This window comes from Sphingobacterium sp. B29 (assembly GCF_001952815.1).
Taxonomy (GTDB): domain Bacteria; phylum Bacteroidota; class Bacteroidia; order Sphingobacteriales; family Sphingobacteriaceae; genus Sphingobacterium; species Sphingobacterium siyangense.
This window is the reverse complement of record NZ_CP019158.1, coordinates 5268772-5295268: the sequence shown is the minus strand read 5'-3', so window position 1 is coordinate 5295268 and position 26497 is coordinate 5268772. Positions and strand designations below refer to the sequence as shown.

The window sequence follows — 26497 nt, the reverse complement described above, 5'->3', positions numbered from 1 at the left end:
TTTCTATTCAAGACCTTTCGGGGATCTATTAATTCTCTTTTTTGGTATTTTCTAAATCTTGTGTCAGATCGATGGCACCAGTTACTTTTTCTTCCAATAGGGCGAGTTTGATCACCTGCGACATTTCAGTCACATAGTGGAACTGCATGTCTTTGATATAATCTTCCTTGATTTCCAAAATGTCTTTTTCATTGGATTTACAAAGGATAATATCTTTGATGTTCGCACGTTTTGCGGCAAGGATTTTCTCCTTAATACCACCAACAGGCAATACTTTTCCACGTAAGGTAATTTCACCTGTCATGGCTAATTTCTCTTTCACTTTACGTTGGGTAAATAGCGATGTCAGTGCTGTGAGCATGGTTATACCAGCTGAAGGACCATCTTTTGGAATGGCACCCGCAGGAACATGGATATGGATATCCCAATGGTCGAAAACGCGGTAATTAATGCCGAAATCCGAAGCATGGGCTTTCAGGTAGGCTAAAGCTATCGACGCAGATTCTTTCATGACATCACCCAAATTACCTGTCAGGCTCAAACGTCCTTTTCCTGGGCTCAGCGAAGATTCTATAAATAGGATATCGCCACCTACGGAAGTCCAGGCCAAACCCGTTACGACACCGGCAACATTGTTATTTTCGTAGATGTCCTTATCAAATATTGGAGCCCCCAGGATATCGAGTAGATCCTGTTCGTTGATACTCGGACTGTAATCCTTTTCCATGACAATGCGTGTTGCAATACCACGTACCACGGAGCCGATCTTTTTTTCTAATCCGCGGACACCAGATTCACGTGTGTAATCCTCGATAATCTGTTCGATGATCTTAGCTTTTAACGAGACATCTTTGGCAGCCATTCCATGCATTTCGCGTTGTTTTGGCAAAAGGTGTTTTTTCGCGATTTCGATTTTCTCCTCGATGGTATAACCATTCACTTCGATAATTTCCATCCGATCCAATAACGCTGGTTGAATAGCGCTCAAAGAATTGGCCGTCGCAATAAACATCACTTTGGAAAGGTCAAACTCCATTTCGACATAGTGATCATAGAAATGTGTGTTTTGTTCCGGATCTAATACCTCCAATAAGGCCGACGAAGGATCCCCTTTGAAATCCGCGCTCATTTTATCGATTTCGTCCAAAATAAAAACCGGATTTGCGGCTCCTGCTTTTTTCAGGGACTGGATGATACGGCCCGGCATTGCGCCGATATAGGTTTTGCGGTGTCCTCTGATTTCTGCTTCATCGCGCACACCACCCAAGGCCATACGGGTATATTTACGCCCCAATGCTTTGGCAATAGATCTTCCCAAAGAGGTCTTACCGACTCCCGGAGGGCCTACTAAACAAAGAATAGGTGCTTTCATATCATTTTTTAATTTCAATACAGCAAGGTATTCAATGATACGTTTTTTTACTTTCTCAAGCCCATAATGATCTTTATCGAGCACTTTTTGTGCTTTGTTTAAATCAAAATTGTCTTTTGTTGTTTCATTCCAGGGTAGATCAAGTAGTAGCTCAAGGTAATTGAGCTGTACCGAATAATCTGCAGCCGCAGGATTGATACGCGATAGCTTTTCGAGTTCTTTTGTGAAATGTTTTTCGACATCAACACTCCATTTCTTTTTCTTACCCCGTTTTTTAAGCTCTTCCAGCTCAAGATCAGGCGTGTTTCCACCCAGCTCTTCCTGGATTGTTTTGAGCTGTTGGTTCAAGAAATAATCACGTTGTTGCTTGTCAAGGTCGACACGTACTTTATTCTGGATCTGGTGCTTTAGTTCCAGCATCTGGATTTCTGTCGTCAGGAGCTCCAATAAAAGTTTGGCACGATTCTCTACTTTAGGTATTTGAAGTAGTTCCTGTTTTCTGACCATTTCGACATTGATATTCGACGAAATAAAGTTGATCAGAAACGAAGGGCTTTCAATATTTTTAATCGCGATACCAGCTTCACTAGGTAAGTTTGGCGAAAGCTGGATGATCTGCAGTGCCATTTCTTTTAAGGTAGAAATTGTCGCTTTAAAGTGCTTGGTCATCTTCGGCTTCGCTTCATTGAATTTCTCCACACGTGCCTTTAAATAAGGTTCAGTTTCGACAATTTCCAACAAGTTGAACCGTTGTTTTCCCTGGATGATGACGGTGGTATTACCATCAGGCATTTGGAGGACTTTAATGATATGAGCTACGGTGCCCACTTTATTTAGTTCTTCAAATCCTGGGTCCTCTACAGTCATGTCCTTTTGAGAAACAACACCGATGGTTTTGCTGCCTTTATAGGCTTCTTTGACCAGTTTGATGGATTTATCTCGACCTACGGTAATCGGAATGACAACACCGGGAAATAATACGGTATTACGCAAAGGCAAAATAGACAATGCTTCTGGAATTTCAGCATTCGCCATATTATCTTCATCCTCTTGTGTAAGTAGGGGGAAGAATTCGGTATCCTCTGCAACGATTGGAATTGCTTGACTGAAATCAAAAGTTTCGAATTTGCTCATAGTATTTATTTTGTGTATTTGGCAGTCGCTGACATGTTGACGGCTGACTTTCAAATTTTAAGCTTCTATTATTGTTTCCCCTATATTGCAAGGGAAGTGCCAATTGCTAAAAGTGAGCAAAATTACAAATCTATTTTCTAGAATAGGAAAAAAAGGCAGGTTAAATAAAATTTATCTGCCATTTGTTGGAGAAATAGGCATAATAATTGTAATATTGGAATGTGAAAGGGCGCCGATGGCAGTTTTTAAGTTTAAAGAAATCAATCGGATGCTTTTTTACAGATGTAGAAACGATCACAAGTGATCATTAAAGAGTGAATATAAAAACGTAACTATTTAGATATGAATTTAAAATCATTTAAATTGGGTTTGTTTACTGGGGTTTTTGCTTTAGTTGCTTTTAGCGCGAATGCACAACAACCTAAACAGGCTGAGCATAGCAACGCTAATGTGAGAATGGGGCAGAAAGCTCTTTTGGATGGTGATTTCAAGAATGCAGAGTCATACTTGACTAAAGCCCTCCCTCAGGAAGGGAAAGATCCGGACGTATTATATATGTTGGGATATTCTCAATTTCAAAATGGTGACTATAAAAAATCAGCTGAAACTTTTGGAAAAGTAGTTGCATTGAACGGTAAAAATGCAAATGCTTTATACTTCAAAGCGAAAGCAACAAACAATCTTGCTACTCAATCCACAAATAAGACATCTGTTGCTAACAAAGAGCAGTTGTTGAAAGTTGCTATTGAGGATTATTCAAAAGCAATTGCCATTACGCCGACTGATTCGAAATTCTATCAAAATAGAGCGATCGCTAATCGCGATTTAGGTATCTTGATCGGAACGGAGGGTACGCCTAACTACAATAAGGCAATGGCAACTGACGCTTATAACAATGCAATCAAGGATTACGAAAAAGTGTTGAGCTTTGATGCATCGAAAAAAGATATCCAAACAGAAATCAAAAAAGCGAAAGTATATAGAGATAACTTGAAATAGTATCGCTATAAAAGCATAGAAAAAGGGAATGCCAATGGTATTCCCTTTTTCTATGCTTATTAATTTTGTACCTATTGATTTTATAACTATTGATTTGTGCCGGTTGAAATATACTTGTTGGAATGTAACGGTTGGAATATGCCTGTCACAAATGAGGTCCAGTTTCATTTAAAGGGGCGAATTTTCGGCAGTTTTTCTTCGATAAATTTCAAACGAAATAAGCACTGAAACTGTTCTTTTCCTAAATCAAAATGAATATTATGGAAACGAATCGATTGTCAAAGGAAATGCAGCAAATTTTAATCAGTCAGATGACAAAAGAGGCTGAAGCTGCACAGATTTATTTGGCGTTGGGGGTATGGGCAGATGATCAGGGTTATGGCGGAATCGCCAATTTTCTGTATAGACATGCCCAGGAAGAGCGTAATCACATGACTAAAATTATGGGTTATATTCTGGAAAGAGGTGGCCGCCCCAGAATACAAGCTATTGCAGAGCCGCCAGCGGACCCGCAATCGCTGACCGAATGCTTTAATCGCGTTTTTAAACATGAAGTCGATAATACCGAAGCGATCTATAACATTGTCAATTTAGCGATGGCGGAGAAGGACTGGGCAACATGGAACTTTGCACAGTGGTTTGTTAAGGAGCAGATCGAGGAAGAGAAGTTAGCATTGGAATTGATTGATAAACTGAAAATCGCTGGTGGTGACCGCGCTTCAGATGAATCCTTATTTGCGTTGGATTCCTCCCTGGAAGCCATGCCCGACGAAGTAGCCTTGGCAAGGGAAGCGACAGCAGATGACCCCAAATAAGTATAAAATAAAAAAGCGGGATCTTCAAGATCCCGCTTTTCTATTTTGCCATGTACTAATCTTAATCGATCTCACGATCATTTATTATCAGGCTTAATTTACTTTATGCTCAATGGCAGATACACACCGAAGGTGATGTTTCTACCCATATTGTAGACACCAAAGCTCGTGTCTTCCTGTGAAAGACGTCCTGGGCGCAATCGGCTCAACGCATCGTAATAACGTTTGTTGGTCAAGTTTGAAGCTGCTGCAAATACTTTCAGTTGCTGCGATCCGAGATGTAATGTCGTACCGATTCCTGCGTTCAATAAAGTATACGAGTTTGCTGGCGTTTCGAAGGTTTCATCAATGCGGCTCTGTTTGAAATAATTGTCTAGCCCCACAGAAACGTAGAAAGCATTCAAACCGCTAATCTTGGGCTCAAGACGCAATGTATTGTGTACAACACCAGCTGGAATCAATGCCAAGGGTCTGTTAAAGGTATTGTTCTGTGCATGGGTATAGCTAAATGTATTATCCAGGTGTATCCAGTTTAACAAATGAAAATTTAGGCTTCCTTCGACACCGTAAAGATTGGCGTTTACCTGGCCATAGCGATATACGTCGTAGGTATGAGAATCGCCATCTTCACCCACAACGGTTTTCGTGTCACCTTTTGTTGTTGAGGCATAGATAAAATTGTGGATATAGTTTTCATAGATTCCGATACTTCCTGTAACGATGCTATGTCCAAATTCGAGGGTTGCATCCGCTTGGTAACTTCGTTCAGGTTTCAGGTTTTCATTACCCACTTCATAGCGGTACGTTCCTTCGTGTACACCGTTGGAACCTAATTCTGCCGGATTAGGAGCTCTAAAAGCCGAACCGGCATTTGCTTTAAAATTGAGGTCTTCGCTGAAAATATGGGTATATCCAAGTGCTCCACTAACATTGCTGAAACTATTTTTAAAACCAGCGAACTGCTCTTCGTCTTCAATAAAGAGCTGCTTGCCTTTGTTGTTGACGTAGTCATAGCGTAATCCGACGTTAAAGGTGTTTTCGCCCCAGGTTTTCTTTGCATAGCCAAAAGCGCCCAATTCCAACTGATCATAGGCCGGAATTAAGAATTCAACACCTTTATTTAAACTGTGTTCCTGGCTAGCACTAATACCAAAGACATGTTGCCAGCCATTTTTTTCACTTAAAGAATATTTTGCGTCAAGTGAATATGTATTCAGGTCAAAGAATAAAGAAGGTGTTGCTTCTTCGAGCTCCCGACGTTGATTTTTTTGATAGCCCAGATCAAGTTTTAAAGTACCGGAACCGATGACAAAGTTATTGTTGAGGGCCAGTTTGTAATGGCGGATGTCCTGCTTGGGGAAATCTAAGGTCCGGCTTTTTGAGTTTATGTAAAGTGGGTCACCAGGTTCGGCGTCGTAAAAGCCGATATTATTTTTCAGGTATGAAAAATTCAGATGAGAGTAGCCCCATTGCTTGTTTAGCCCGAGCATACCACTGAAATTACTGGTATTAAAACCACTATTGCCATATCGGCCTGCGGGCGTATTATAAGAATAGGCGTTTTGATAAGAACCACGCCCACGCCATACGAAGCCATTTTCATTACCGGTAAGCATAACCGAACTATTGGTTAGTCCGTTATTGGTGGAGTAGCTGCTCAATACTTCACCTTTAATTTGCCCAGCTGTAGGAACATTTGGTTCAAGCACATTGATTACACCGCCAATAGCATCAGATCCGTACATCAAAGAGGCTGCACCACGTAGGACCTCCACACGATCCGGTTGATTTTGGTCGATTTCAATACCATGTTCGTCGCCCCATTGCTGTCCCATCTGTTTGACACCATCGCTCACCGTGACGACACGATTATAACCGAGTCCCCGTATAACAGGTTTTGAAATGCCTTGTCCCGTTGTGATCTGGCTTAGTCCGGGAACTTGTCGGGCAAGAGCATCAATAAGATTCGTCGCATTTCCCTGCAGTTCATCTTTGGAGATTACAGCAACCGAGGTACTGTTACGCCGGCTCTGCGAAGTGACCAATGTACCTGTAACGACGACTTCATTGGTTTCAATAATACTTTCGGTTAGGGCGAAATCAAGGGAAAGATTTTCTGAAGTTAAATCGACGGTCTTGACAACGGACTGATAGCCCAAGAAACGGACCTCAACTAGGTAGCGTCCACTTGAAGGAAGTGATTTAAAGCTATACTGACCTTGTTGGTCTGATGCAGTGCTCGAACGAAGCTGTTGCAGAGATATTGTAGCACCGGCAATGGGAAGATTTGTTTTTGCATCCGTTACTTTACCGCTGATTGTTGCGGCAAGGGCCGGAAATATGGAGAAATAGGAGACAAGCATAAAAATGCAGCCTATAATTTTAAGTTTCATTTGTACGAATAATTTTTACGTATATATAACATCAAGGATAACAGCAGCCCAATAACTCATCGTATGAATTCTTGAGATTGTCGAGTCCTAAAAACTTTTATGAAGTCGTTTGTCGCAATAATGAGAAGAATATAGGAGTGACATTATTGGACTTATGTAAAAATTAAGCGATGGGGGGACCACGGTTACCAGAAAGCAGTGATCGAATAATTTGATCTCCCGTGATAAACAGGCCAAATTCAACTTGCTGTGTCGGGAGTATTAATTCGCGTAGCGTAAAATGAAAAACAATTTGTGGATGTGAATTTTGGTCACAGATGGAACACTTCGGATGGTCTGCATGGTGTTTTTTTGCAGGACTGTCTACGATACTGAGTGCAGTTTGCGGATGCGCATGGGTATACACAATGAACTGACCAATTAAGAAGGTCATTAAGAGCATGAATGCTGCGAATTTGTTCAATGAGATATCTTTCACGCTGAAATCACTACGTTTAAACCCATTTATCCGTTGAGTTATTTTGTTAATCTGGTCAAAGATAAGGAAAATAAAATATAAAGCAATTGTGTTGCATTTATTATTGTTGTGACACTGTATAAATGTCCGCTTAAAAGATAAATTGAATTTGCAGAAAAGCCCTCAAAAATGGATGCTATTCTTGAGGGCTGTGTATGGTGCTGATCAGGCGGTCTATTTTTTGGAAGGAATAAACTTGCCTTCAATTTCGTATTGATTGGCATCCAAGCCTTGGACATCTTGCAGTTTGACAATTCGATACAGCGAGTCGCTGTAATAGTCTAATTTTTCTTGACTATCGTATAAGGTATTTGTTATCGTTTTATCGATATGGATGTGTTTTACCTTTTCGTTTTTGTCAAACTCGATGCGTAGTTTCTGTATCTGTAGTTCTTTCTTTTTAGCTGTAAATTCTGTCACACAGTCTATTGCTTTGACTTCATACAGTGATGGATCGAAGTTTTTGCTGATATCGGCAGCTTGAAAAGCGGAGAGTTCATTTTTCCAGCTGCCAATTTTTAGTTCGCGTTGTTCTTTCTCACCGTCTTTGCTGACAGATTTCAGAACTGCGGGATTGAGCTGCTGCAAACGATTGACTTCGGCATTAAAAAACGAATCGACAGAAAATATAGCTGTAGATTTTTGTGTTTTTTTTGTTGCGGATGGAGATCCACAGCTCCAAAAAAGCAGAGCACTGCCCATAAGAAGGGAAAGTGCTCTACTGCTATTTTTAAGTAAATTATTATTCTGATACCAATACATTTCCTGTCATTTCAACGGGGATATTGACGCCTAAAAGTTGTAAGACGGTCGGGGCAATATCACCTAATTTACCATCTGCTATTTTCTTATACTGATCGTCAATTAAGATACACGGAACCAAATTGGTGGTGTGTGCCGTATTTGGCGATCCATCTTCATTGACCATAAACTCGGAGTTACCATGATCGGCCAAAATAATAAAGGAGTAACCATTTTTAAGGCCTGTTTCAACAACCGTTTTTGTACATTGATCAACAGTTTCTACCGCTTTTATGACAGCTTCAAAAACACCTGTGTGACCTACCATGTCTGGGTTTGCAAAATTCAGACAGATAAAATCTGGTTGAAGGGTCTCCATGTCGTTGACGATAGCTTCTGTAATTCCTTTGGCAGACATCTCCGGTTGAAGATCGTAAGTCGCTACTTTGGGAGATGGAACCAACAAGCGGTTTTCACCTTCAAACTGTTGTTCACGACCTCCTGAAAAGAAAAATGTCACGTGCGGATATTTCTCTGTTTCGGCAATACGCGTTTGTGTTTTATGGTTTGCCTCCAACACTTCACCTAAAGTATTGGACAAGTTGTCTTTTTGGAAAACAACTCTGACATTTTGAAATGTTTCATCGTAAGAGGTCATTGTCACATAATATAGATCTAATGGTTGTAGATCATATTCTGGAAATGCCTTTTGTGTCAACGCAATTGTAATCTCGCGGCCACGATCCGTTCTGAAGTTGTAACAGAATACTACATCACCTTCTTGGATTGTTGCCACTGGCGCACCATTTGAGTCTACCAATGCAATTGGTTTCACAAATTCATCGGTTACACCTTCGTCGTATGATTTTTGGATCGATGCAACAAGGTCATTGGATTTTTCACCTTCCGCTTTTACCAAAAGATCGTATGATAATTTTACACGTTCCCATCTGTTGTCGCGGTCCATCGCATAATATCGGCCTATTGCAGAGGCAAAAGTGCCTGTTGTCGTCTTTAAATAGTCTTGTAAGTCCTTAACATAACCAATGCCGGAGTTTGGATCCGTATCACGGCCATCTAAAAATGCATGTATAAAAACTTGGTCACTTGTCAAGCCGGCCTGTTTTGCAGCATCACATAAGCCTTTTAAGTGCTTTGTATGCGCATGTACACCACCATCGGAAAGTAATCCGATTAAATGTACCTTTTTGTTATTTTCCAATGCATATTTAAATGCGTCTTGAATAATAGGGTCCGAATTGAATACACCGTCATTGACAGCTTTGTGAATACGACCCAATTCTTGATAGACGATTCTTCCGGCGCCAAGATTCATGTGACCAACCTCCGAGTTTCCCATCTGTCCGGCAGGTAAGCCTACAGCTTCACCCGAAGCCTCTAAGCTCGAGTTTGGATAAGCTTCTAATAAATGATCTAAAAATGGTGTGTTTGCAGCTTCAACTGCATTTGATTTATCATGTTTTCCATATCCTAGTCCGTCTAGGATCATGAGTGCAACTTTTTTCTTATTCATCGTATAACAAAGATAATCTTAATTTTAGAATCTATCAACGCATCTTAAAAAGTTCCCTTGTTAATCCCTAATAATTTTATAGGTTTGTGGCATAATTTATGTTCGGTAAAAAAACGGAGCTACCTAATGATTGATATGGATGATAGAAGCTGTTCTATAATATGTTGAGCTATATGAAATTTTTAAGCTATTGCGCATTTATACTTATTAATAGTCTTTTTGTACACACTGCGGCCTTCGGGCATTATTTAAGAGAAGTAAATACAGTGGTAAAGGTAGCTTTGCCAGGTAATGATGATTCTTTAGGAAGTATTTCAGAGGAACTGAAATCATATTTGAAAGAAGGTAACGCAAAAAATATGGCTAAGTATTTCGGTTCAAACTTGACCTTATCTATTTTGGGGGAGAATGGCGTCTACACAAAGTATCAGTCAGAAATCATGTTGGCGGCATTTTTTAATCAGCATAAACCCAAGACTGTTAAATTAATGCAAGCCAGCAATGCGAACAATGGCTATCAATATTTTACCTTTACATTAGCTACAGAACAAACAAACTATCGTGTCTTTATTAAGATCGGCGTAGGAAATAATAACCATTCGATTGAAGAGCTAAGAATCGACAAAAATTAAAGCTAGCGATGCTTTTTTTATAAATCTATTTTTCGATTAAAAAATTATTCCACATCTTAGCCCAATAAATAGTATTTATGGAGAAGGAAATCAAGGACTATCTGGCCCATTTTGTAAAACAGGCTGTCGCGGAGGATTTGGGCGATGGAGATCATACCTCACTTTCTACGATTGAAACTGGGGCACAAGGTGAAGCCAAATTGATTGTTAAGGATAATGGTATTTTAGCAGGGGTTGAAGTGGCGCAGGCGATTATTGCCTATATCGACGATACGTTGGCCTGCGAGGTGTTTATCAACGATGGAAGTCAGGTTAAAGTAGGTGATATTGCTTTCTATGTGAGGGGAAATATCCAAAGTATTTTGCTGGCAGAGCGTTTGGTGCTGAATGTCATGCAGCGTATGAGTGGCATAGCGACAACTACCCGAAAATACGTAGACCTTCTCAAAGGTACAGATACGAAAGTTTTGGATACCCGGAAAACGACACCCTTATTGCGTGTCTTGGAGAAAGAAGCCGTTCGTATAGGAGGTGGGACCAATCATCGTTTTGGCCTTTTTGATATGATTTTAATTAAGGACAATCATGTGGACTATAGTGGCGGTATTGTACCAGCTCTAAAGCGCGCAAATGATTACAGAAAGAACCTAAATAAACCAATAGAAATAGAAATTGAAGTCCGAAATTTTGCGGAGCTTGATGAAGTTCTTAACTTTGGCGAAGTGGACCGAATCATGTTAGATAATTTTTCGCCGCAGGATGTAGCCAAAGCTGTTCAGATTATTGACCATCGATTCAAGACAGAGGCCTCTGGGGGAATAACTTTCGACACGATCCGATTGTATGCGGAGGCTGGGGTAGATTATATTTCAGTAGGTGCTTTGACACACAGTGTAAGGAGCCTGGATCTTAGTCTGAAGGCCAAATTAATATAAGAACTGATTTAATTAATGATATCAATTTATTTAGTAACTGCAGTATTACTAGCTTATTTGTTTGGTTCCATACCTACAGCCGTTTGGTTGGGACAGGCATTTTATGGGGTAGATGTTCGTGAGTACGGTAGCGGTAATGCTGGGGCGACTAACACCTTTCGCGTATTGGGCCCTAAAGCGGGATCGATCGTGATGTTTGTAGATATATTTAAAGGCTGGACAGCAACAAACCTGGCTTATTTAATAGAACTGGGGCAAAATACGAGCGATGTCCAATTTGTTAACTTTCAGTTGGCACTTGGCGTTATTGCGGTATTGGGGCACTTGTTTCCTGTGTTTGCGGGATTTAGAGGTGGAAAAGGGGTGGCAACCTTGTGTGGTATGATCCTCGCTATACATACACCTGCCGCTTTGGTCTGTGTTTCTGTGTTTATCATCATCCTGCTGACAACACATTATGTTTCGTTGGGTTCCATTTCAGCAGGTTTTGCATTTCCCTTTAGTTTGGCCTTTATTTTTAAAACAACGATACCTTCTGTGCTGCTTTATGGGATAGCCATCTGTATCCTGTTGTTAATTACCCACCAAAAGAATATAGAGCGCCTATTAAAGGGACATGAATCCAAGATTTATCTCTTTAAGAAAAAGCCGAAGGAAAAAGAATAGGCACAATAATTGCATCCGCTATAACGTATTTAATAATTTATTGTGAAATATCCATGTTGGAAAAGCTTTAGGCCGATCACCAGCGCACGGATATTCCATATGGCCATTGAAAGAAAATATATACATATGAACGGAGTGTTTAAATATTCGGCTATGGTATTAGCATGTGTAACACTGGCATCGGGGTTGTCAGGTTGCGCAACTTCAGCAGTTACAGGAAAAAAATATTTGAAATTGGTCAGCGCAGATCAAGTGAACCAACAAGCTGCATTGGCTTATAAAGATTTCTTATCGAAAAATAACGCGAAGGTAGTAACCGGAACTGCAGATGCAGCCATGGTGAAACGCGTTGGTAACAAGCTTGCAACGGCGGTTAACCAGTATTTGCAAAGTACAGGTCGCGCAAATCAATTTAACTTCAACTGGGAGTTTAATTTGGTGAAGAGCGATGATGTGAATGCATGGTGTATGCCTGGGGGTAAAGTTGCGGTATATACCGGAATATTGCCGGTAACACGTACAGAAGCGGGGTTGGCAACAGTTATGGGGCACGAGATCGCCCATGCTATTGAGGAGCATTCGGTAGCTCAGGCTTCGAATCAGATTGCTTTACAATTAGGTGGACAGATTTTAGGATCAGCGGCAGGTGTATCTGGAAACAGTACGCTCGGTGTTTTTAACAATCTGTATGGTTTAGGTGGTAATCTGGCGCAGTTAAAGTTTTCGAGGAGCGATGAATCGGATGCGGATGCAGCAGGTTTGATTATTATGGCTTTGGCAGGTTACAATCCAAATGAGGCTGTAGATTTCTGGAAACGTATGGCTTCGGGTAGTCAAAAAGGGCAGCCAGAGTTTTTGAGTACGCACCCGAGTGATGAGCGACGGATTGCGGATATTCAGAAATTGATTCCAAACGCGATGAAATATTATAAAAAATAAAGAATCAATACAATAAAAAAAGCGGAGTATGCACCTAGCATACTCCGCTTTTTTATAAGCGTTATTTATGGCTATGTTATACGCCTGCAAAAGCATCACTAATGCCGAGTACGACACCAACGACTAGCCCCATAAAATTAAAGGCGATGGTGATGATGACTATGATGCCAATAAATTTGTAATGTTTTTTGAGTGCATCTAAGCACAATTCGAGTTGGATGCTATCGCGGTTCTCGATTGCTTTTTTCGCTTTTGATCCGAAATTATACAGGAAATAGATGGGAAGGCAGAAGAAAGCAAGAAATAAGAGATAAAGTACCCCGAATGTGGATAAGGCCCCTGCTGTTACATATTCGTCGGCTCCGAGTGATAATGCACTGGCTCCGAAGATTAGACTGACCATGGTTATGGCAGAAATGCCGATAAAAATAAAACAGACAATGGCCAAAAAATTGGCCCATTTGGCCGCTGAAGCCAAGAAGGAGAGCCCTGCAGGAGATAGTTTAATGTCTACAGGTTCTTGAAAAGAAGAATTTTGAATACCGTCTTCCATGAAGCATAAATTATTAGGTGCGCGAATTTCTGAAAAGTTCTCGGTTTTTGAAACATTTTTTATATAAACCATCACGTCTATACAATCGTTTTGATTTTTTCGATCAGCATAGGTTATAGTGGCTCAAATTCGACAAGAAACTGAGTTGTTTAATAAAAGTCTCGATTGACAGGAAATTAGTTAAAAATTTTTAAAAAGTTAAATTCCGAATGGAAGAATGTTGTTACAAAAGATTTTCGGGGATTTGATGTGGAAAATTATTTTTGGTGGGTCGGTTCGGAGTGGAATGCTGTTTTAAAACATGTTACAACGTTTTTTTTGCGAATAAATTGTATGTTAATATAGTAAAATTTGTCTGTATTTCATGAAGTATGTGTGGTTTAGTGTGTTAAGTTTATATTAAGTCCTTTGTAATTTGAAATCTCTTAGTAATTTTGCTTAACATTTTTTAACAAATCACATTATATGAAAAGATCTTTACTCTTTTTCGCTCTTGTTATGGCCAGCTATGGTGCTGTACAAGCTCAGGTTACGACAAGTAGCGTTACAGGTATCGTAAAAGAAGCAAACGGCAGTCTAACTTCGGGTGCAACAATTAAGGCTACGCACGTGCCATCAGGAACTGTTTATTCTGGCTCGGCTAACGCTGCAGGCCGGTTTAACCTAGCTAATATGCGTGTTGGGGGACCTTATAAAATTGAAGTAACTTATGTTGGTCAAAAGCCTGTTGTTTACGAAGATGTTTATTTGCAATTAGGTGAACCATTTGTTTTAAATCCAGTTTTTGGGGATGCTACAACTAACCTTGAAGAAGTTGTAGTAACTCGAGGAGCAGCCTTGAAAAGTGAAAAGAATGGCGCTTCTACAATTGTTGGACGTCGTCAAATTGAAAATTTACCATCTATTACACGTAGTGTTAATGATTTAACACGCTTGACACCGCAAGCTAATGGGGCTTCTATCGGTGGAGGTAATTTTAGATCAAATAACTTTACGTTGGATGGAGCCAACTTCAATAACCAATTTGGTATTGGAAGTAATGTTCCTGCAAATGGATCTCCAATTTCTATTGATGCGATTGAACAGATATCGGTTAATGTGACTCCTTATGATGTACGTCAGTCTGGATTTACAGGAGCAGCGATCAATGCTGTTACTCGTTCAGGGCGTAATGAATTTTTTGGTTCGGCTTTTTATACTGGTCGTTCTGATAAACAACAAGGTACTAGAATTGGTGATGTATTGACTCCCGTTAACCAATTGTCAGTTAAACAATATGGGGTGAGCCTTGGAGGGCCAATTGTCAAAGATAAATTATTCTTCTTTGTGAATTTGGAACAAAATAAAACAGAAGAACCAGGTCCTGTTAAAATAGCTTCTTCACCTTCTAATCCGTTCGGTGCTGCAGGAACTCCTACCTATGTTGCTAGACCTACAGAAGCTTTTATGAATGAGGTATCCTCATTTTTAAAAGAAAAGTATGGTTATGAAACAGGACCTTATCAAGGATATTCCAATAAAAGTAATAACGATAAAATCTTTGCTCGTATTGACTGGAATATTGCCAATAACCATAAAATAAATTTTAGATATAACCAAGTTAAAGCTAAATCTCCTTCTGAAATTAGTAACTCATATACTGGTTCTGGTGTTTCAGGATTGAGCCGTACTGGAAGCAATGCTTTACATTTTTCAAATTCAAATTATTTCCAGGAGACGAATTTGTTTTCGGGAACAATGGAATATACAGGAAAGTTAGGTAATGTAAATACTTCTGCAAGGATATCCTACGTAAACCAAGATGAGCCTCGTTCGGTAAACGGTGGAGAATTTCCTCTTGTAGATATTAAGCAAGGAGATAACGTTATCACGACTTTTGGTTATGAACCGTTTTCTTATGGAAATTTACGTTCTGTGAAAACTTGGACTGGGAATATGGATTTTAATTATACTTATAACAACCATGATTTTACAGGAGGTCTACAGTTTGAAACAAGTGATGTAAAAAATGGGTTCCAACGCTTTGGAGCAGGATATTATCTCTTTAATTCATGGGATGATTTTAAAAATGGAGCAAAAGCTACGAATTATGCTTTGACTTATCCGTTAACTGCAGATGGCTCACAAGCCTTCCCTGGTTTTAAATTTAATCAATGGTCATTGTATGTACAAGATCAATTTACAGTTAACGATAAGCTGAAATTGACTGGTGGTATTCGTTTAGAATTGCCAGGGTATCCGAATGTAAATGAAGTTAAAGAACATCCACTAATTTCTGCTCTAACTTTTGCAGATGGTTTAAAATTGAATACTGGAGCATTGCCAAAAACGAAAGTAATGGTATCACCTAGATTTGGTTTTAACTATGATATCATGGGGGATCGCTCATTAATGCTTCGTGGGGGAACAGGTATCTTTACTGGTCGTATTCCTTTTGTGTGGATTGTCTCACAATCTGGAGATTCAGGAATGTTACAAGCTTCAATCACAAAATCGGGTGCTGATGTTCCTGCTTTCAGTCCTGATATTAAAGCTAATTATCCAGCAACGATTGCTGATCCAACGACACAGATTTCATCATCGAGTATTTCGGTTATGGACCCGAATTTGAAATTCCCATCGACATGGAAGTCTAGTATCGCGGTTGATTATAAATTACCGTTTGGAGTAGTTGGTACGTTAGAGGCTATCTATAATAAGGATATTAATGCTGCTGTGGCAAAGAATGTCAATCTAGCTGACCCTAAACAAATGAACATTGCAGGTTATGGTGATAATCGTTTTGTTTATGCTGATGCTAACGTAGATAAATACATCAATAAATTGTCAAATGGTCAAGCATCACCTACAGCTACAGGTGCATTTTCAGCCATTCAAATGTCGAACCAAAAAGGGGGGCATTATTGGTCTGTAACTGCTCAACTGGCAAAAGCATTTGAAGATGGATTTTCAGCGAGCTTAGCTTATACACGTAGTGGTGCAAAAAATTACGGTGATGGAGCAGGTAGCCAAATTGCAAATTTATGGTCATTGCCTTACCAATCTGTCGGAAATTCAAATAATCCTACTTTAGGATATACTGATAATGTTTTGCCTGATCGTTTGGTAGGATCTGTAAGTTATTCAAATAAATGGATTAAAAACTTGAATACTTCTATTACAGTATTTTATTCAGGATCATCAACAGGAAGAGTATCTTATGCTTACTCAGCTGATTTTAATCGTGATGGACAAAATAATGATTTGATCTATGTTCCTAAAGATGCATCTGAAATTTCATTTGTTGATATTGTTGCGACACCGGGTTCAATTTATGGTGGAAAAGGCTATACAGCTAAAGAACAATCAGAAATATTCTTTGCTTTGATTGATGGTGATGACTATTTGAAGTCAAGAAAAGGAAAATATGCAGAGCGTAATGGTGGTGTAATGCCTTGGAGACATCAATTCGATTTAAGATTTACACAAGAATTGTTTAATGGAATCGGTGGTAAAAAGAATTCTTTAGAATTTTTCTGGGATGTATTTAATATCGGTAACCTCTTTAATTCAGATTGGGGAGTTTATAAAATTAGCAATAATCAATTGTTGATTCCGACAAATATGGCTAGTACAAGAACTACTCCAGCGTTAGATGTACAAGGAAACATTAAACCAGAATTTAGATTAAACGGTGCTAATGGAGATGTAATTAGAGAAACTACACGTATTAACCAAACAATTACTTCAACTTATTATATGCAGTTCGGTGTTAAATTTAAATTTAACTAGGGATAATATATAGTAAATTGATTTACGACACCCCAAAAGCTTGATAAAAGCTTTTGGGGTGTTTTTGTTATAAAACTGATAATTAAAGTAGTGTTTTTATGCTGTTATCCCCCGTATGGATAAAGCGCTTCCTAAGAACGGATATAACACAGTAATAGCGCTGTTTACTCAACGGTTGCGTAGCCCTATTGACAAAGGAGAAAAGTATTATAAAAGTGCTTATCCAGTACAACTAAACTGCCGAAACGAACTTTGTTTACTTTTGGGATGCAAGGCGTCAGCAGCGATTTAATCTATTTGCCAAAATCTGTTGATGAAGTGAACTTTGTCAATGCTGTAGATAAAAGTGGAAAGGTATTATTTACCATCGACGAACAGAAAAAAGCGTACACTGAGTTTCAATAACAATGGCTTAACCAAATACTAAGGTAAATATTGGGATAGAAATCAATTCTTGACACCATAGTTGAATAGAATCGACTTTCGTTTAACTAAAAATATCTTTAATAATCTGGTTAAAAAAGGCGACAAATTCCAATTTACAGTGGATCTAATCATCTTGGGTAACTTAATCAATAAAGATTTGGGAGTACAAAAAACTTTGGTTAGTCAAGGTACAAACTTCTTAACTGTTGTAGATAATAAGATAGATAAGCCAACCTTTAACATGAACTCTTTAAAAGTGGGGCTCTTGTAAAAGATGTAACTAGAAATGTAAGCAATCTTAGTACAACATGGAGTAGATGTTATCCTAATATTAAAGAAAAGCGAGGTTATTAACCTCGCTTTTTTGATAATAGTTCTTCCTTAGTCATTCAAATATATTTATTAATTATCGTTTTATATGGGAATGTGATAAGTCCAAGAAATATAGCTCATATTAATAGAACAATTACAGAAGCACATAACTTTTTTAGCCTTTCAATTTTCAAACAGTGAATATTTGTTAACTTAATGCTGAATAAAATCTCTATATGAATAATTAACCTTAGCATCAAAGGTTTTTATAATTTTACTTCTTTTACTTCCGTTATTTGGGACTACATCAAAAATAAAGCGGACTCCTATTTGTGTTTGTATAGCACCACTACCAGCAAATGCCATAACGAAGGGGGCAGAAGAATTGGGTTTTGATAAAGCGTAAGTGTTTTTTCCATTAGTTTCTTCTGTGAGATTTTCGCCCACATATACATCCCTTTGCTCATAAAACAATGCAGCGACAGCTTGGCTGTTGCCTAAGTCTTGAAATCTTAATCCTCCAAATGTTGTAGAAATTCCATTTGGATAGAATGCATCATATGAGTTTACAAGCTGGATCTGCAGATTTTCGATATGAGCTCCGGTTGAACTATTGTTTATAATTGAAGGATTCCATAAAATAGAATAAGAGCTATTGTCGATAGTTAGGTAATTTACTGAATAATCTTTTGTTGTAGTTTCATTGTATTGATCGTCAGTGTATTGTACTTGGTGTGTGTCAATGATATTCTTTACGATAGGTGCTGAACTGAGTGAGAAAATGCCCATAGGTTCGGCTAGAGTTACACCAAAGTTGTTGGTCGCGTTTGATTGGCCAGGGATTGCCAGTTTGATATTTAGTAAAGAACCATTTGATGTCATTGTACCATTGAGTTTAATATCTGTTTTAATATTAAGCTTAACCTTTTGATAATTATCTCCCGTTCCTCCTAAACCAAGAATGCCATTAACTATTCCTTTAACTGTGCCCTTACCTGCTTCTGAGACAGTAGATTTCAAATCAGTTTCGTATTTTGCTGCATTTGTTGCACTCAGCGGTTTTAATAAAGCAAGAATATTTTGACTAATAGTACCTCCCATTAGAGTCATCGCACTTTTTTGTACAAAGCCTAAAAGGTTAAAAGATGAACCTGACGTTCCAATAGTTCCATCGATATTTCCTGAAGATGACCCTCCTAGATTTACTTGAGTTATATTAACCCAAGAAGGAACCATCGATATACCAAAACTCGGAAAGGTTGTATTTGAAATATTTGGATCATAAGACATTTCGTATTCGAATACATACCAAGATCCACCAGCGTGAGTCAACATTTGATTTTCTATTAAAGAAAACGAACTTTGATTAGTTTTCGAAACAATATCAACCGCATTGAAATTTAATAAATTAGAATTGGTATTTCCATATAAAGCAAGTCCATGCTGTATATAGCTTGAAGGTGAAGAGCTTGATGGAATCCAATGATAGAACCTTAAAAGTCCTCTGAACCTATTGTATAGAGCAAAGTAATAATTATAATTTGCATCATTTAAATAAATTTCAGGACTGAATGTGTTATATGCTAATACCCACCCATCTGCCTTTTTAAAGTCGTCTGCATATTGAGGATGTATTGCAGTTGTCCCTGATTTCCAAGGGAGCAGTAGAGGGTTTGTATTCCCCTTTGCTGGAACATAATTATCTGTCTCCCAATCGAAAGAAACTGTAGAATTAGTTGTTACAGTCGTGGCCTTTTTCTTACTGCTGTTTTCTGCTTCATTTACTAAATCGCTTGTATATAATTCTTTTTGGCAAGAAAATAATATAAAGGAGGCTTGAATAAAAAGTAAAGTTAAAGTTCTTTTCATAATATTTTTTAATCTAAATTAATATAAATCCGAATTTATAATATTTGTATTAATTAATTCTACACATTTGTGTGTATTGTAAGTTATTGTTTTATTTTTTCTTTGTTAAGAAATATTTGATGATTTTAATATTTCAATTGCCAAAAGCAAATAATAATTTCGATCAATCTTTCCACCTAAACGAACAAAAACTATCCCCTTAATACAGACTGGCTTGCTGATATTTGGGTTATAACTTAATTATAAACCCAACTGATGATGAAGCAGTTCTGTATGTCCATACTCCTGGGGATTGGCGTCTGCATGTCCCTTTGTGCATTTGCGCAAAGCACAGATCTCGTTAATTGGCCAGCGCAGGCTGACCCCAGATTAATAGGTGATCTCGTGGCTCAACGTTTTGTGGCAAGTCCGCATAACAGTTTTAAACCGCCAGCTCCGCCAAAAAACATTACTTATCCCGAAGTCTGCACTTGGTATGGAGCATTAAAGTATGCCGAAGTGAGCAATGATCAGAAATTGTTGACGCAATTGACAGAACGCTTTATGCCTTTGTTTGACACGGAAAAGCACCTTGTTCCGCGACCTTGGCATGTGGACTTTTCCGTCTTTGGAACGGTTCCGCTGGAAATCTATCTGCAAACGAAAAACAAGAAATGCTATACCATGGGAATGCGTTTTGCAAATGCACAATGGTCCATTCCGATTGACTCCCCTCAGGTTGTAAAAGACGGTTATCAGAAATTTCTCGATAAAGGACTTACCTGGCAGACCCGCTACTGGATTGACGATATGTATATGATTACCATGATTCAATCAAAGGCTTTTCAGGTAACGGGAGATCAGCACTATATTGATCGCGCAGCCCATGAAATGGTGGTCTACCTCGATACCATTCAAAAGGAAAATGGTCTTTTTTATCATGCACCGGATGCGCCTTTCTTTTGGGGCCGCGGGAATGGCTGGATGGCCGCGGGAATGAGCGAATTGCTGTTTTCATTAAAGAAAGATAACCCCAATAGACCCAAAATATTGGCTGCTTACCGCAAAATGATTACAAGTCTAAAGAAGTATCAGCGGCCGGACGGCCTTTGGGGGCAATTGATTGATAAACCTGAATCCTGGGTAGAAACTTCGGGTTCTGCCATGTTCACTTATGCCATTATTATGGGCATAAGACAGGGATGGCTCGATGCTAAGGAATATACGCCGATCGCACGCAAGGCATGGATTGCTCTGACGGGCTACATCAACAAAGATGGCGATATCAGCAACGTCTGTGAAGGTACCAACCGAAAAAATGATTACCAGTACTATCTCGATCGAAAACAGAAAACAGGGGATATGCACGGCCAGGCGCCCATACTTTGGTGTGTGTACGCTTTATTAAAAAAATAACCAGCTACGATGAGATTATGGACAATTTTGCTGCTTTTGTTGGCGATTGAAGCAGTGGCACAACCTATTCGTTGGCAGGAACAATACCCCGGTGTGTGGAAAGGAACATTTGGCAAACCCGATAATTATACGCTGCTGTCTGCAGCAGGGGCTACACCTCAAGCTGCAACCCTCGAACGGTTGCAGTCTGTCGATTTTCCTTTACCCAAAATGGAGGTGCATGCCGAACTGATCGATGGTAAAACATACCTGCGGTTCCCGCTGCAAAAAAACGAACAGATCTACGGACTGGGACTTAATTTTCAGACGGTACATCAGCGGGGCAAGATTCTTAACCTGCATGTCGACCATTATGGTGGCAAAGATAATGGGCGCACCCATGCACCTGTTCCGTTCTACGTCTCTTCCAGAGGATATGGTGTATTGGTCAACTCAGCACAATATTTAACGTATTATGTGGGGACAGGTGTACGGAAAGACGCTAAAGTTCCTTCAGAAGTAAAAGATCGCAATACCGATAAAAGCTGGAACTCCCGGCCTTACTCCGATGCGGTGGAAGTATATGTCCCTGCAGAAGGGGCCGAAGTTTATGTATTTGCAGGCATCAATCCGCTTGATGCCATAAAACGCTATAACCTCTTTTGTGGCGGTGGTGCCCTGCCGCCGAAATGGGGGCTCGGTTTTACGCAACGTGTACAAAAGCTTTATACGGCAGATGAGGTGATCAAGGAGGTGGCGGAATTTGAGGCACATGGCTTCCCGCTTGATTTTATCGGTCTCGAACCCGGCTGGCAGTCCAAAGCTTACCCTTGTTCTTTTGAGTGGGATAAGGGACGTTTTCCAAACCCGGCAGCCTTGGTAAAGAAACTGGCCGATAAAGGTGTGCGTCTGAACCTCTGGACAAACCCCTATATCTCTCCAGAATCTCCTATCAGTAAAGCGATTGAACCTTTTACCGGTTCACATACGGTGTGGAATGGAACTGTTCCTGATCTAAATCATCCAAACGCAAAACGCATCCTTGCAGGCCAATTGAGCCGTTCGCAGATCGATATCGGCATCAGCGGATATAAGATTGATGAAGTCGATGGTTACGACTACTACCTTTGGCCCGATATGGCCAAATTTCCCTCGAGTATCGGTGGTATACAGATGCGGCAAACCTATGGTGTACTTGCACAAAAATTGACCGACAGTCTATACCGCCAGCACAACAAACGGACGTTTGGACTGGTGCGTGCATCCAACGCCGGAGCCAACAACATGCCCTATGTAATCTATAACGACTATTATAGTCATCAAGACTTTATTACAGCGCTGGTCAATAGTGGGTTTTGCGGCGTACTGTGGACACCGGAGGTAAGGGGTTCCAAGACAGGCGAGGAATGGTTGCGCCGTTTCCAGACTGTTGTATTCTCACCAATGGCCATGATCAATGCTTGGTCGAGTGGAACAAAACCCTGGTCTTTTCCTGAAGTGGCGGAAAAAGTGAAGTACTATGCGCAGTTGCGGATGGAATTGATGCCTTATCTCTATTCTGAATTTGCAAAATACCATTTTGAAGGAACACCTCCTTTTCGGGCCATGGTGCTGGAAGAGGGATTTCAGGGGCAAACAAAAGCGAGCCTGAGCAATCAGGATCTGGAAACCAATCCTTATCTGGAAGCGGTAAACAAGGAGGTAAAAGATCAGTACATGTGTGGTGAATATCTGTTGGTGGCGCCTTTATTTACAGGCGAGTCTACTAGAAAGGTGCTTTTGCCTAAGGGTAACTGGTACGATTTCTATTCGGGCCGCTATGTCGGTAATGGCGAGGAAATCGTCGCCAAACCCGTAGACGATCGGATACCCGTCTATGTAAAAGATGGCGGCATTATTCCAATGACGGCAGCACGGCTTCATGCGCCTGCAGCAGGAGAAAAAGTGAACCTGATTATCCGACATTATGGGGAGAAGGAGGGGATGTATAACCTGTATGACGATGATGGTCTGAGTTTCGATTATGAGAAAGGGGCCTATTCTTGGCGTAGGATTGTCCTGAAAAGAAATGCGTCCGGGAAACTGGAAGGCGATATCTCGGCACCAGCCAAAAATAAACCGAATACGATAGGTACAGTAAAGTTTGAATTTATGGGACAATGATATTGTTTTGAACAATAAGCTATGTTTTAAGCACCTAAAAACCATTTTTTACCGCTAAAAAGACCAAAAAATACACTGTTTAACCTCGCAGATTGACTGATATTTGAGGTAACTGATTATAAAAAATAACCAATTTATTAAATGCATGGCTGGGTTATCGATCATCTTCTCATGATAGACAATCGCCATAAAAACTGATTTATTATGATAAAAAGTATCACAAAAATGGGGTGCTTTGTACTCTTCCTATTTCTAGCCTTGGGGAGTATAGGCTTACCGGTCTTTGCCCAACAAAACATTCGGCTTTCGGGAAAGGTGACCAACAAAAAAGGAGAGGCATTGCAGGGAGTCACTGTTCGTATCAAAGGGAAAAGTCAGGGGACAAGTACAGATGCCACGGGGAAGTATCAGCTTGATGTTGTATCATCCAGTACCGTTGTCTTTAGTCAAGTAGGCATGAAAGAGCAGGAGCGTACTGTCGGTAACCAGCGGCAACTTGATGTCACGTTGGAAGATAGTGACAATGCGCTGGATGAGATTGTTGTTACGGGTTATGGTGGTGTTGCAAAGAAACGTGACCTCACAGGCGCTATATCGTCCGTCAACGCAAAGAAAATCGAAGAGCGTCAACCCATTAATCTTTTTGATGCCTTGCAGGGGCAGGCTGCCGGAGTCCTTATTGTCAATGACGGTGGTGGGGCACCTGGGGCGACAGGATCTATTCAGGTGCGGGGTACCTCCACGTTGAATGGGGGAAATGGTCCCTTATATCTGGTCGATGGAGTAATTAATCCCGATGGTGCCACCATAAACCCAACAGATATCGAGAATATCGAGGTCCTCAAAGATGCTGCTTCGGCATCTATTTATGGATCGCGTGCAGCCAATGGCGTTATCCTCATCACAACCAAGCGCGGATCTGAAGGAAGACCCATGGTTAATGTTAATTACAATCATCTTTTCGGCCGTCTAGCCCATTATATCCCAGTAAGTAACTCTGCTGAAGTAAGGGCTTTCCGATATATTCAAGGCCTCAATACCAATACGGATTCCATCAACCCAAGTTTTAATTCGGATAACGATTTACAAAGACTCTTATTGGGAAATCTTGCTCAAAAGAAGGAAATCAAGATGAGCGTATCAGGTGGTCAGAAAAATCTCCGTTACTACAGCAGTTTGAATTACCTGGATGATAAATCGATCATCTTGAATAGTTACGCCAAGCGTTTACAGTCACGTATCAATGTTGAATATCAGTTTTCATCCAAATTGAGGTATTCCAACAATATTTCTTTTTCTTGGCAAAAAGGCAATACGATTCCAATCGGCAATACGATCCGCGTCGTCATGGACCGTCCGGCATATTCCTTGATTTACTATCCTGATGGCTCTTTAACAAGCTACATCGGTTCGAAGCGGAATCCTGTCGCCAACGCCTTGTTTGAAAAAAATATCGATGAAACCTATTCCGGGCAATTGAACAATCAGTTGGATTATCAAATTCGGGACGACCTGAAATTTACGACCTTGTTTAATGTGCGGCTGGACAATTTACAGAATACCCAGTTCTCGCCACGTTTTTTATCGGCAAACAAGGATCAGAATAGCGGAACAAACGAGTTTAATAAAACGTTCACCTGGGAGTTTCAATCCTATCTGAATTATAACAAGACTTTTGCACAGGACCATAATGTCACGGCCTTACTGGGATTCAGTTCGGATCGTAGACGCTATGATCGTTTTCATTCTGAATATATGAATAGCGTCAATGAGGAAGTTCTGGTGACTTTTCCGGATTACCTAACGCCGTCGAAAACCTATACCACAGCAACGGCCAACGCTTCTGCCTCTGTTTTTAGCCGGATCGGCTACAACTACAAAGGACGTTATCTCGTTCAGGGATCCTACAGAAGGGATGGTTCATCGCGGTTCGGCGCAGCAAATAAATGGGGAAACTTTCTCTCAGCATCTGCTGCCTGGCGTTTTTCGGACGAGAATTTCATGAAATGGGCGAAGCCGGCATTGGTCGATGCTAAAATAAGATATAGCATTGGACAGCTCGGAAACGATAAGGTGGGCGATTATGAATCGTATACAAAAGTAGCTTTTGGTGGGTCTTATAATGGTGTCGGCGGAGCGGCATTGACCAGTACATTTGGAAATAATCGGATCAAATGGGAAACGACCACCCAGAACAATGTGGGCCTAGACCTTACTTTCTTAAATGGTCGATTAGGATTTACCGCAGATTACTATGTCAAAACCACCACCGATCTACTGTATCCACGGGAGCTTGCCAAGGAAACCGGTTATGCAAAGGTGAATGTCAACCTGGGAACGATTCGCAACCGCGGAATGGAGTTTGTAATTAGTGGAAAACCAATCGTATCACGTGATTTCAGCTGGGAAGTGAATGGTAATATTTCTTTTGAGCGCGGTAAGATCGTGAAGCTCGCCGATGGAATCCCATTTTTTCCGGGCAATAAATGGTACGCAGAAGAAGGCGGCCGTATCGGAAATTTCTATGGCTGGCGCAATTTAGGGGTGTATGCCTGGGACGAGTCCAACGCCTACAATGACAATTGGGAGAAATTGACACTTGTACTTGATGATCAGGGTAAACCAATGTATCGTGATGGAAAAGCAGTATACACATTTAACGGTAGTGAATATCAGGGAACTGTACATCAGCTATATGCACCCGATGGTAAACTGAAAGGTGGAGATGCTGAATGGCTTAACAATAAGAAAGATAGTTTGATCAATGACGAAGATCGTATGATCCTCGGCAATGCGACGCCGGATTTTTATTTTGGTTTAATGCAGACCTTTAGGTACAAGCGATTTACCCTAAATGTGCTATTTAATGGATCTTTTGGCGGTGAAGTCTATAATGCATTGCTTCAACGTCAGAATTATCCCTCTAATACTGGTGCGGGATCTCCGGATATGGTGTACAATGTATGGCGCAAACCCGGCGATGTGGCCAAATATCCAAATTATGTGGAGAGAAACAACCGTGGAAACCTAAAAACAAATCAGAATAGCCTTTATATCGAAGATGCAACATTTGTTCGTCTGTCAAGTGCACGGTTGGCCTATACCTTCGATCCGGAGTTGATCAACAGATTAAAAATGAAAGGGCTTACAGCCTTTGTTTATGGAAGCAACCTGTTGACATGGACCAATTATAGGGGCTACGATCCCGAATTCAGTACAAACAATCCGCTGACACCGGGAGAGGATGATGGCCGTTATCCGAGGAGACGGGAGTTTGGATTTGGCGTAAATATCAATTTTTAGCATTTATCGATTAGGGTAAGTTCCGTCTGAAGGATGGGACAGATAAAAT

General features: G+C 40.2%; 17 protein-coding genes. 10 read left to right on the top strand and 7 right to left on the bottom strand.

The genetic code is table 11. From position 1 onward, the window contains the following. Positions 1-28: 28 nt before the first annotated feature. A complete protein-coding gene (lon, locus tag BV902_RS22685) occupies positions 29-2506 on the bottom strand; it encodes an endopeptidase La (RefSeq protein WP_075993902.1) in 2478 nt (825 codons plus the stop codon). A 342-nt stretch (positions 2507-2848) separates the two neighbouring features. Between lon and BV902_RS22675 the strand changes: the two genes are divergently transcribed. Continuing rightward, positions 2849-3505 (top strand): tetratricopeptide repeat protein, encoded by a 657-nt coding sequence (locus BV902_RS22675; RefSeq protein WP_075993900.1) that lies wholly within the window; start codon positions 2849-2851, stop codon positions 3503-3505. A gap of 260 nt (positions 3506-3765) precedes the next feature. Further along, positions 3766-4320 (top strand): ferritin, encoded by a 555-nt coding sequence (locus tag BV902_RS22670; RefSeq protein WP_075994939.1) that lies wholly within the window; start codon positions 3766-3768, stop codon positions 4318-4320. Positions 4321-4418: 98 nt separating this feature from the next. Here BV902_RS22670 and BV902_RS22665 read toward each other — a convergent pair whose 3' ends face one another. The 4 genes from BV902_RS22665 to gpmI form a co-directional block, all read right to left on the bottom strand. Next, positions 4419-6713: a TonB-dependent receptor gene (locus BV902_RS22665; protein WP_075993899.1), complete on the bottom strand. Its 2295-nt coding sequence runs from the start codon at positions 6711-6713 to the stop codon at positions 4419-4421. 163 nt (positions 6714-6876) lie between these two features. After that, positions 6877-7191 (bottom strand): hypothetical protein, encoded by a 315-nt coding sequence (locus BV902_RS22660; protein WP_157626199.1) that lies wholly within the window; start codon positions 7189-7191, stop codon positions 6877-6879. A 213-nt stretch (positions 7192-7404) separates the two neighbouring features. Next, positions 7405-7992 (bottom strand): hypothetical protein, encoded by a 588-nt coding sequence (locus tag BV902_RS22655; protein WP_075993897.1) that lies wholly within the window; start codon positions 7990-7992, stop codon positions 7405-7407. After that, on the bottom strand, positions 7973-9505 hold the full coding sequence (gene gpmI / locus BV902_RS22650) for a 2,3-bisphosphoglycerate-independent phosphoglycerate mutase (RefSeq protein WP_075993896.1): 1533 nt from the start codon (positions 9503-9505) through the stop codon (positions 7973-7975). The genes BV902_RS22655 and gpmI overlap by 20 nt, the downstream gene beginning before the upstream one ends. A 173-nt stretch (positions 9506-9678) precedes the next feature. Here gpmI and BV902_RS22645 point away from each other — a divergent pair, with 173 nt between their 5' ends. The 4 genes from BV902_RS22645 to BV902_RS22630 all read left to right on the top strand — a co-directional run bounded on the left by BV902_RS22645 (position 9679) and on the right by BV902_RS22630 (position 12677). After that, positions 9679-10137: a DUF4783 domain-containing protein gene (locus BV902_RS22645; protein ID WP_172840732.1), complete on the top strand. Its 459-nt coding sequence runs from the start codon at positions 9679-9681 to the stop codon at positions 10135-10137. 77 nt (positions 10138-10214) lie between these two features. Beyond that, entirely contained in the window at positions 10215-11072 is an 858-nt protein-coding gene (nadC, locus tag BV902_RS22640) for a carboxylating nicotinate-nucleotide diphosphorylase (RefSeq protein ID WP_075993894.1), read from the top strand. Positions 11073-11087: 15 nt separating this feature from the next. Next, the gene (plsY, locus tag BV902_RS22635; RefSeq protein WP_075993893.1) at positions 11088-11738 is read left to right on the top strand and encodes a glycerol-3-phosphate 1-O-acyltransferase PlsY; all 651 of its coding nucleotides are present in this window, start codon (positions 11088-11090) and stop codon (positions 11736-11738) included. A gap of 153 nt (positions 11739-11891) precedes the next feature. Continuing rightward, entirely contained in the window at positions 11892-12677 is a 786-nt protein-coding gene (locus BV902_RS22630) for a M48 family metallopeptidase (protein ID WP_237241793.1), read from the top strand. Positions 12678-12753: 76 nt separating this feature from the next. Here the strand turns inward: BV902_RS22630 and BV902_RS22625 are convergent, their stop codons facing one another. After that, a complete protein-coding gene (locus BV902_RS22625) occupies positions 12754-13230 on the bottom strand; it encodes a hypothetical protein (protein WP_075993892.1) in 477 nt (158 codons plus the stop codon). A gap of 465 nt (positions 13231-13695) precedes the next feature. Here BV902_RS22625 and BV902_RS22620 point away from each other — a divergent pair, with 465 nt between their 5' ends. Then, entirely contained in the window at positions 13696-17001 is a 3306-nt protein-coding gene (locus tag BV902_RS22620) for a TonB-dependent receptor (protein ID WP_075993891.1), read from the top strand. Between the two features lie 951 nt (positions 17002-17952). On the opposite strand, the gene BV902_RS22610 is transcribed toward BV902_RS22620, so the two are convergent. Next, positions 17953-19608 (bottom strand): hypothetical protein, encoded by a 1656-nt coding sequence (locus BV902_RS22610; protein ID WP_075993889.1) that lies wholly within the window; start codon positions 19606-19608, stop codon positions 17953-17955. Between the two features lie 255 nt (positions 19609-19863). Between BV902_RS22610 and BV902_RS22605 the strand changes: the two genes are divergently transcribed. The 3 genes from BV902_RS22605 (at position 19864) to BV902_RS22595 (ending at position 26448) form a co-directional block, all read left to right on the top strand. Beyond that, on the top strand, positions 19864-21003 hold the full coding sequence (locus tag BV902_RS22605) for a glycoside hydrolase family 88/105 protein (RefSeq protein ID WP_237241790.1): 1140 nt from the start codon (positions 19864-19866) through the stop codon (positions 21001-21003). A 9-nt stretch (positions 21004-21012) separates the two neighbouring features. Continuing rightward, positions 21013-23145 carry a glycoside hydrolase family 31 protein gene (locus BV902_RS22600; RefSeq protein WP_075993887.1) on the top strand — a complete coding sequence of 711 codons (2133 nt, stop codon included), beginning with the start codon at positions 21013-21015 and terminating at the stop codon, positions 23143-23145. 204 nt (positions 23146-23349) lie between these two features. Next, positions 23350-26448, top strand: coding sequence for a SusC/RagA family TonB-linked outer membrane protein (locus tag BV902_RS22595; protein ID WP_075993886.1), 3099 nt, complete (start codon positions 23350-23352; stop codon positions 26446-26448). Positions 26449-26497 lie beyond the last annotated feature (49 nt).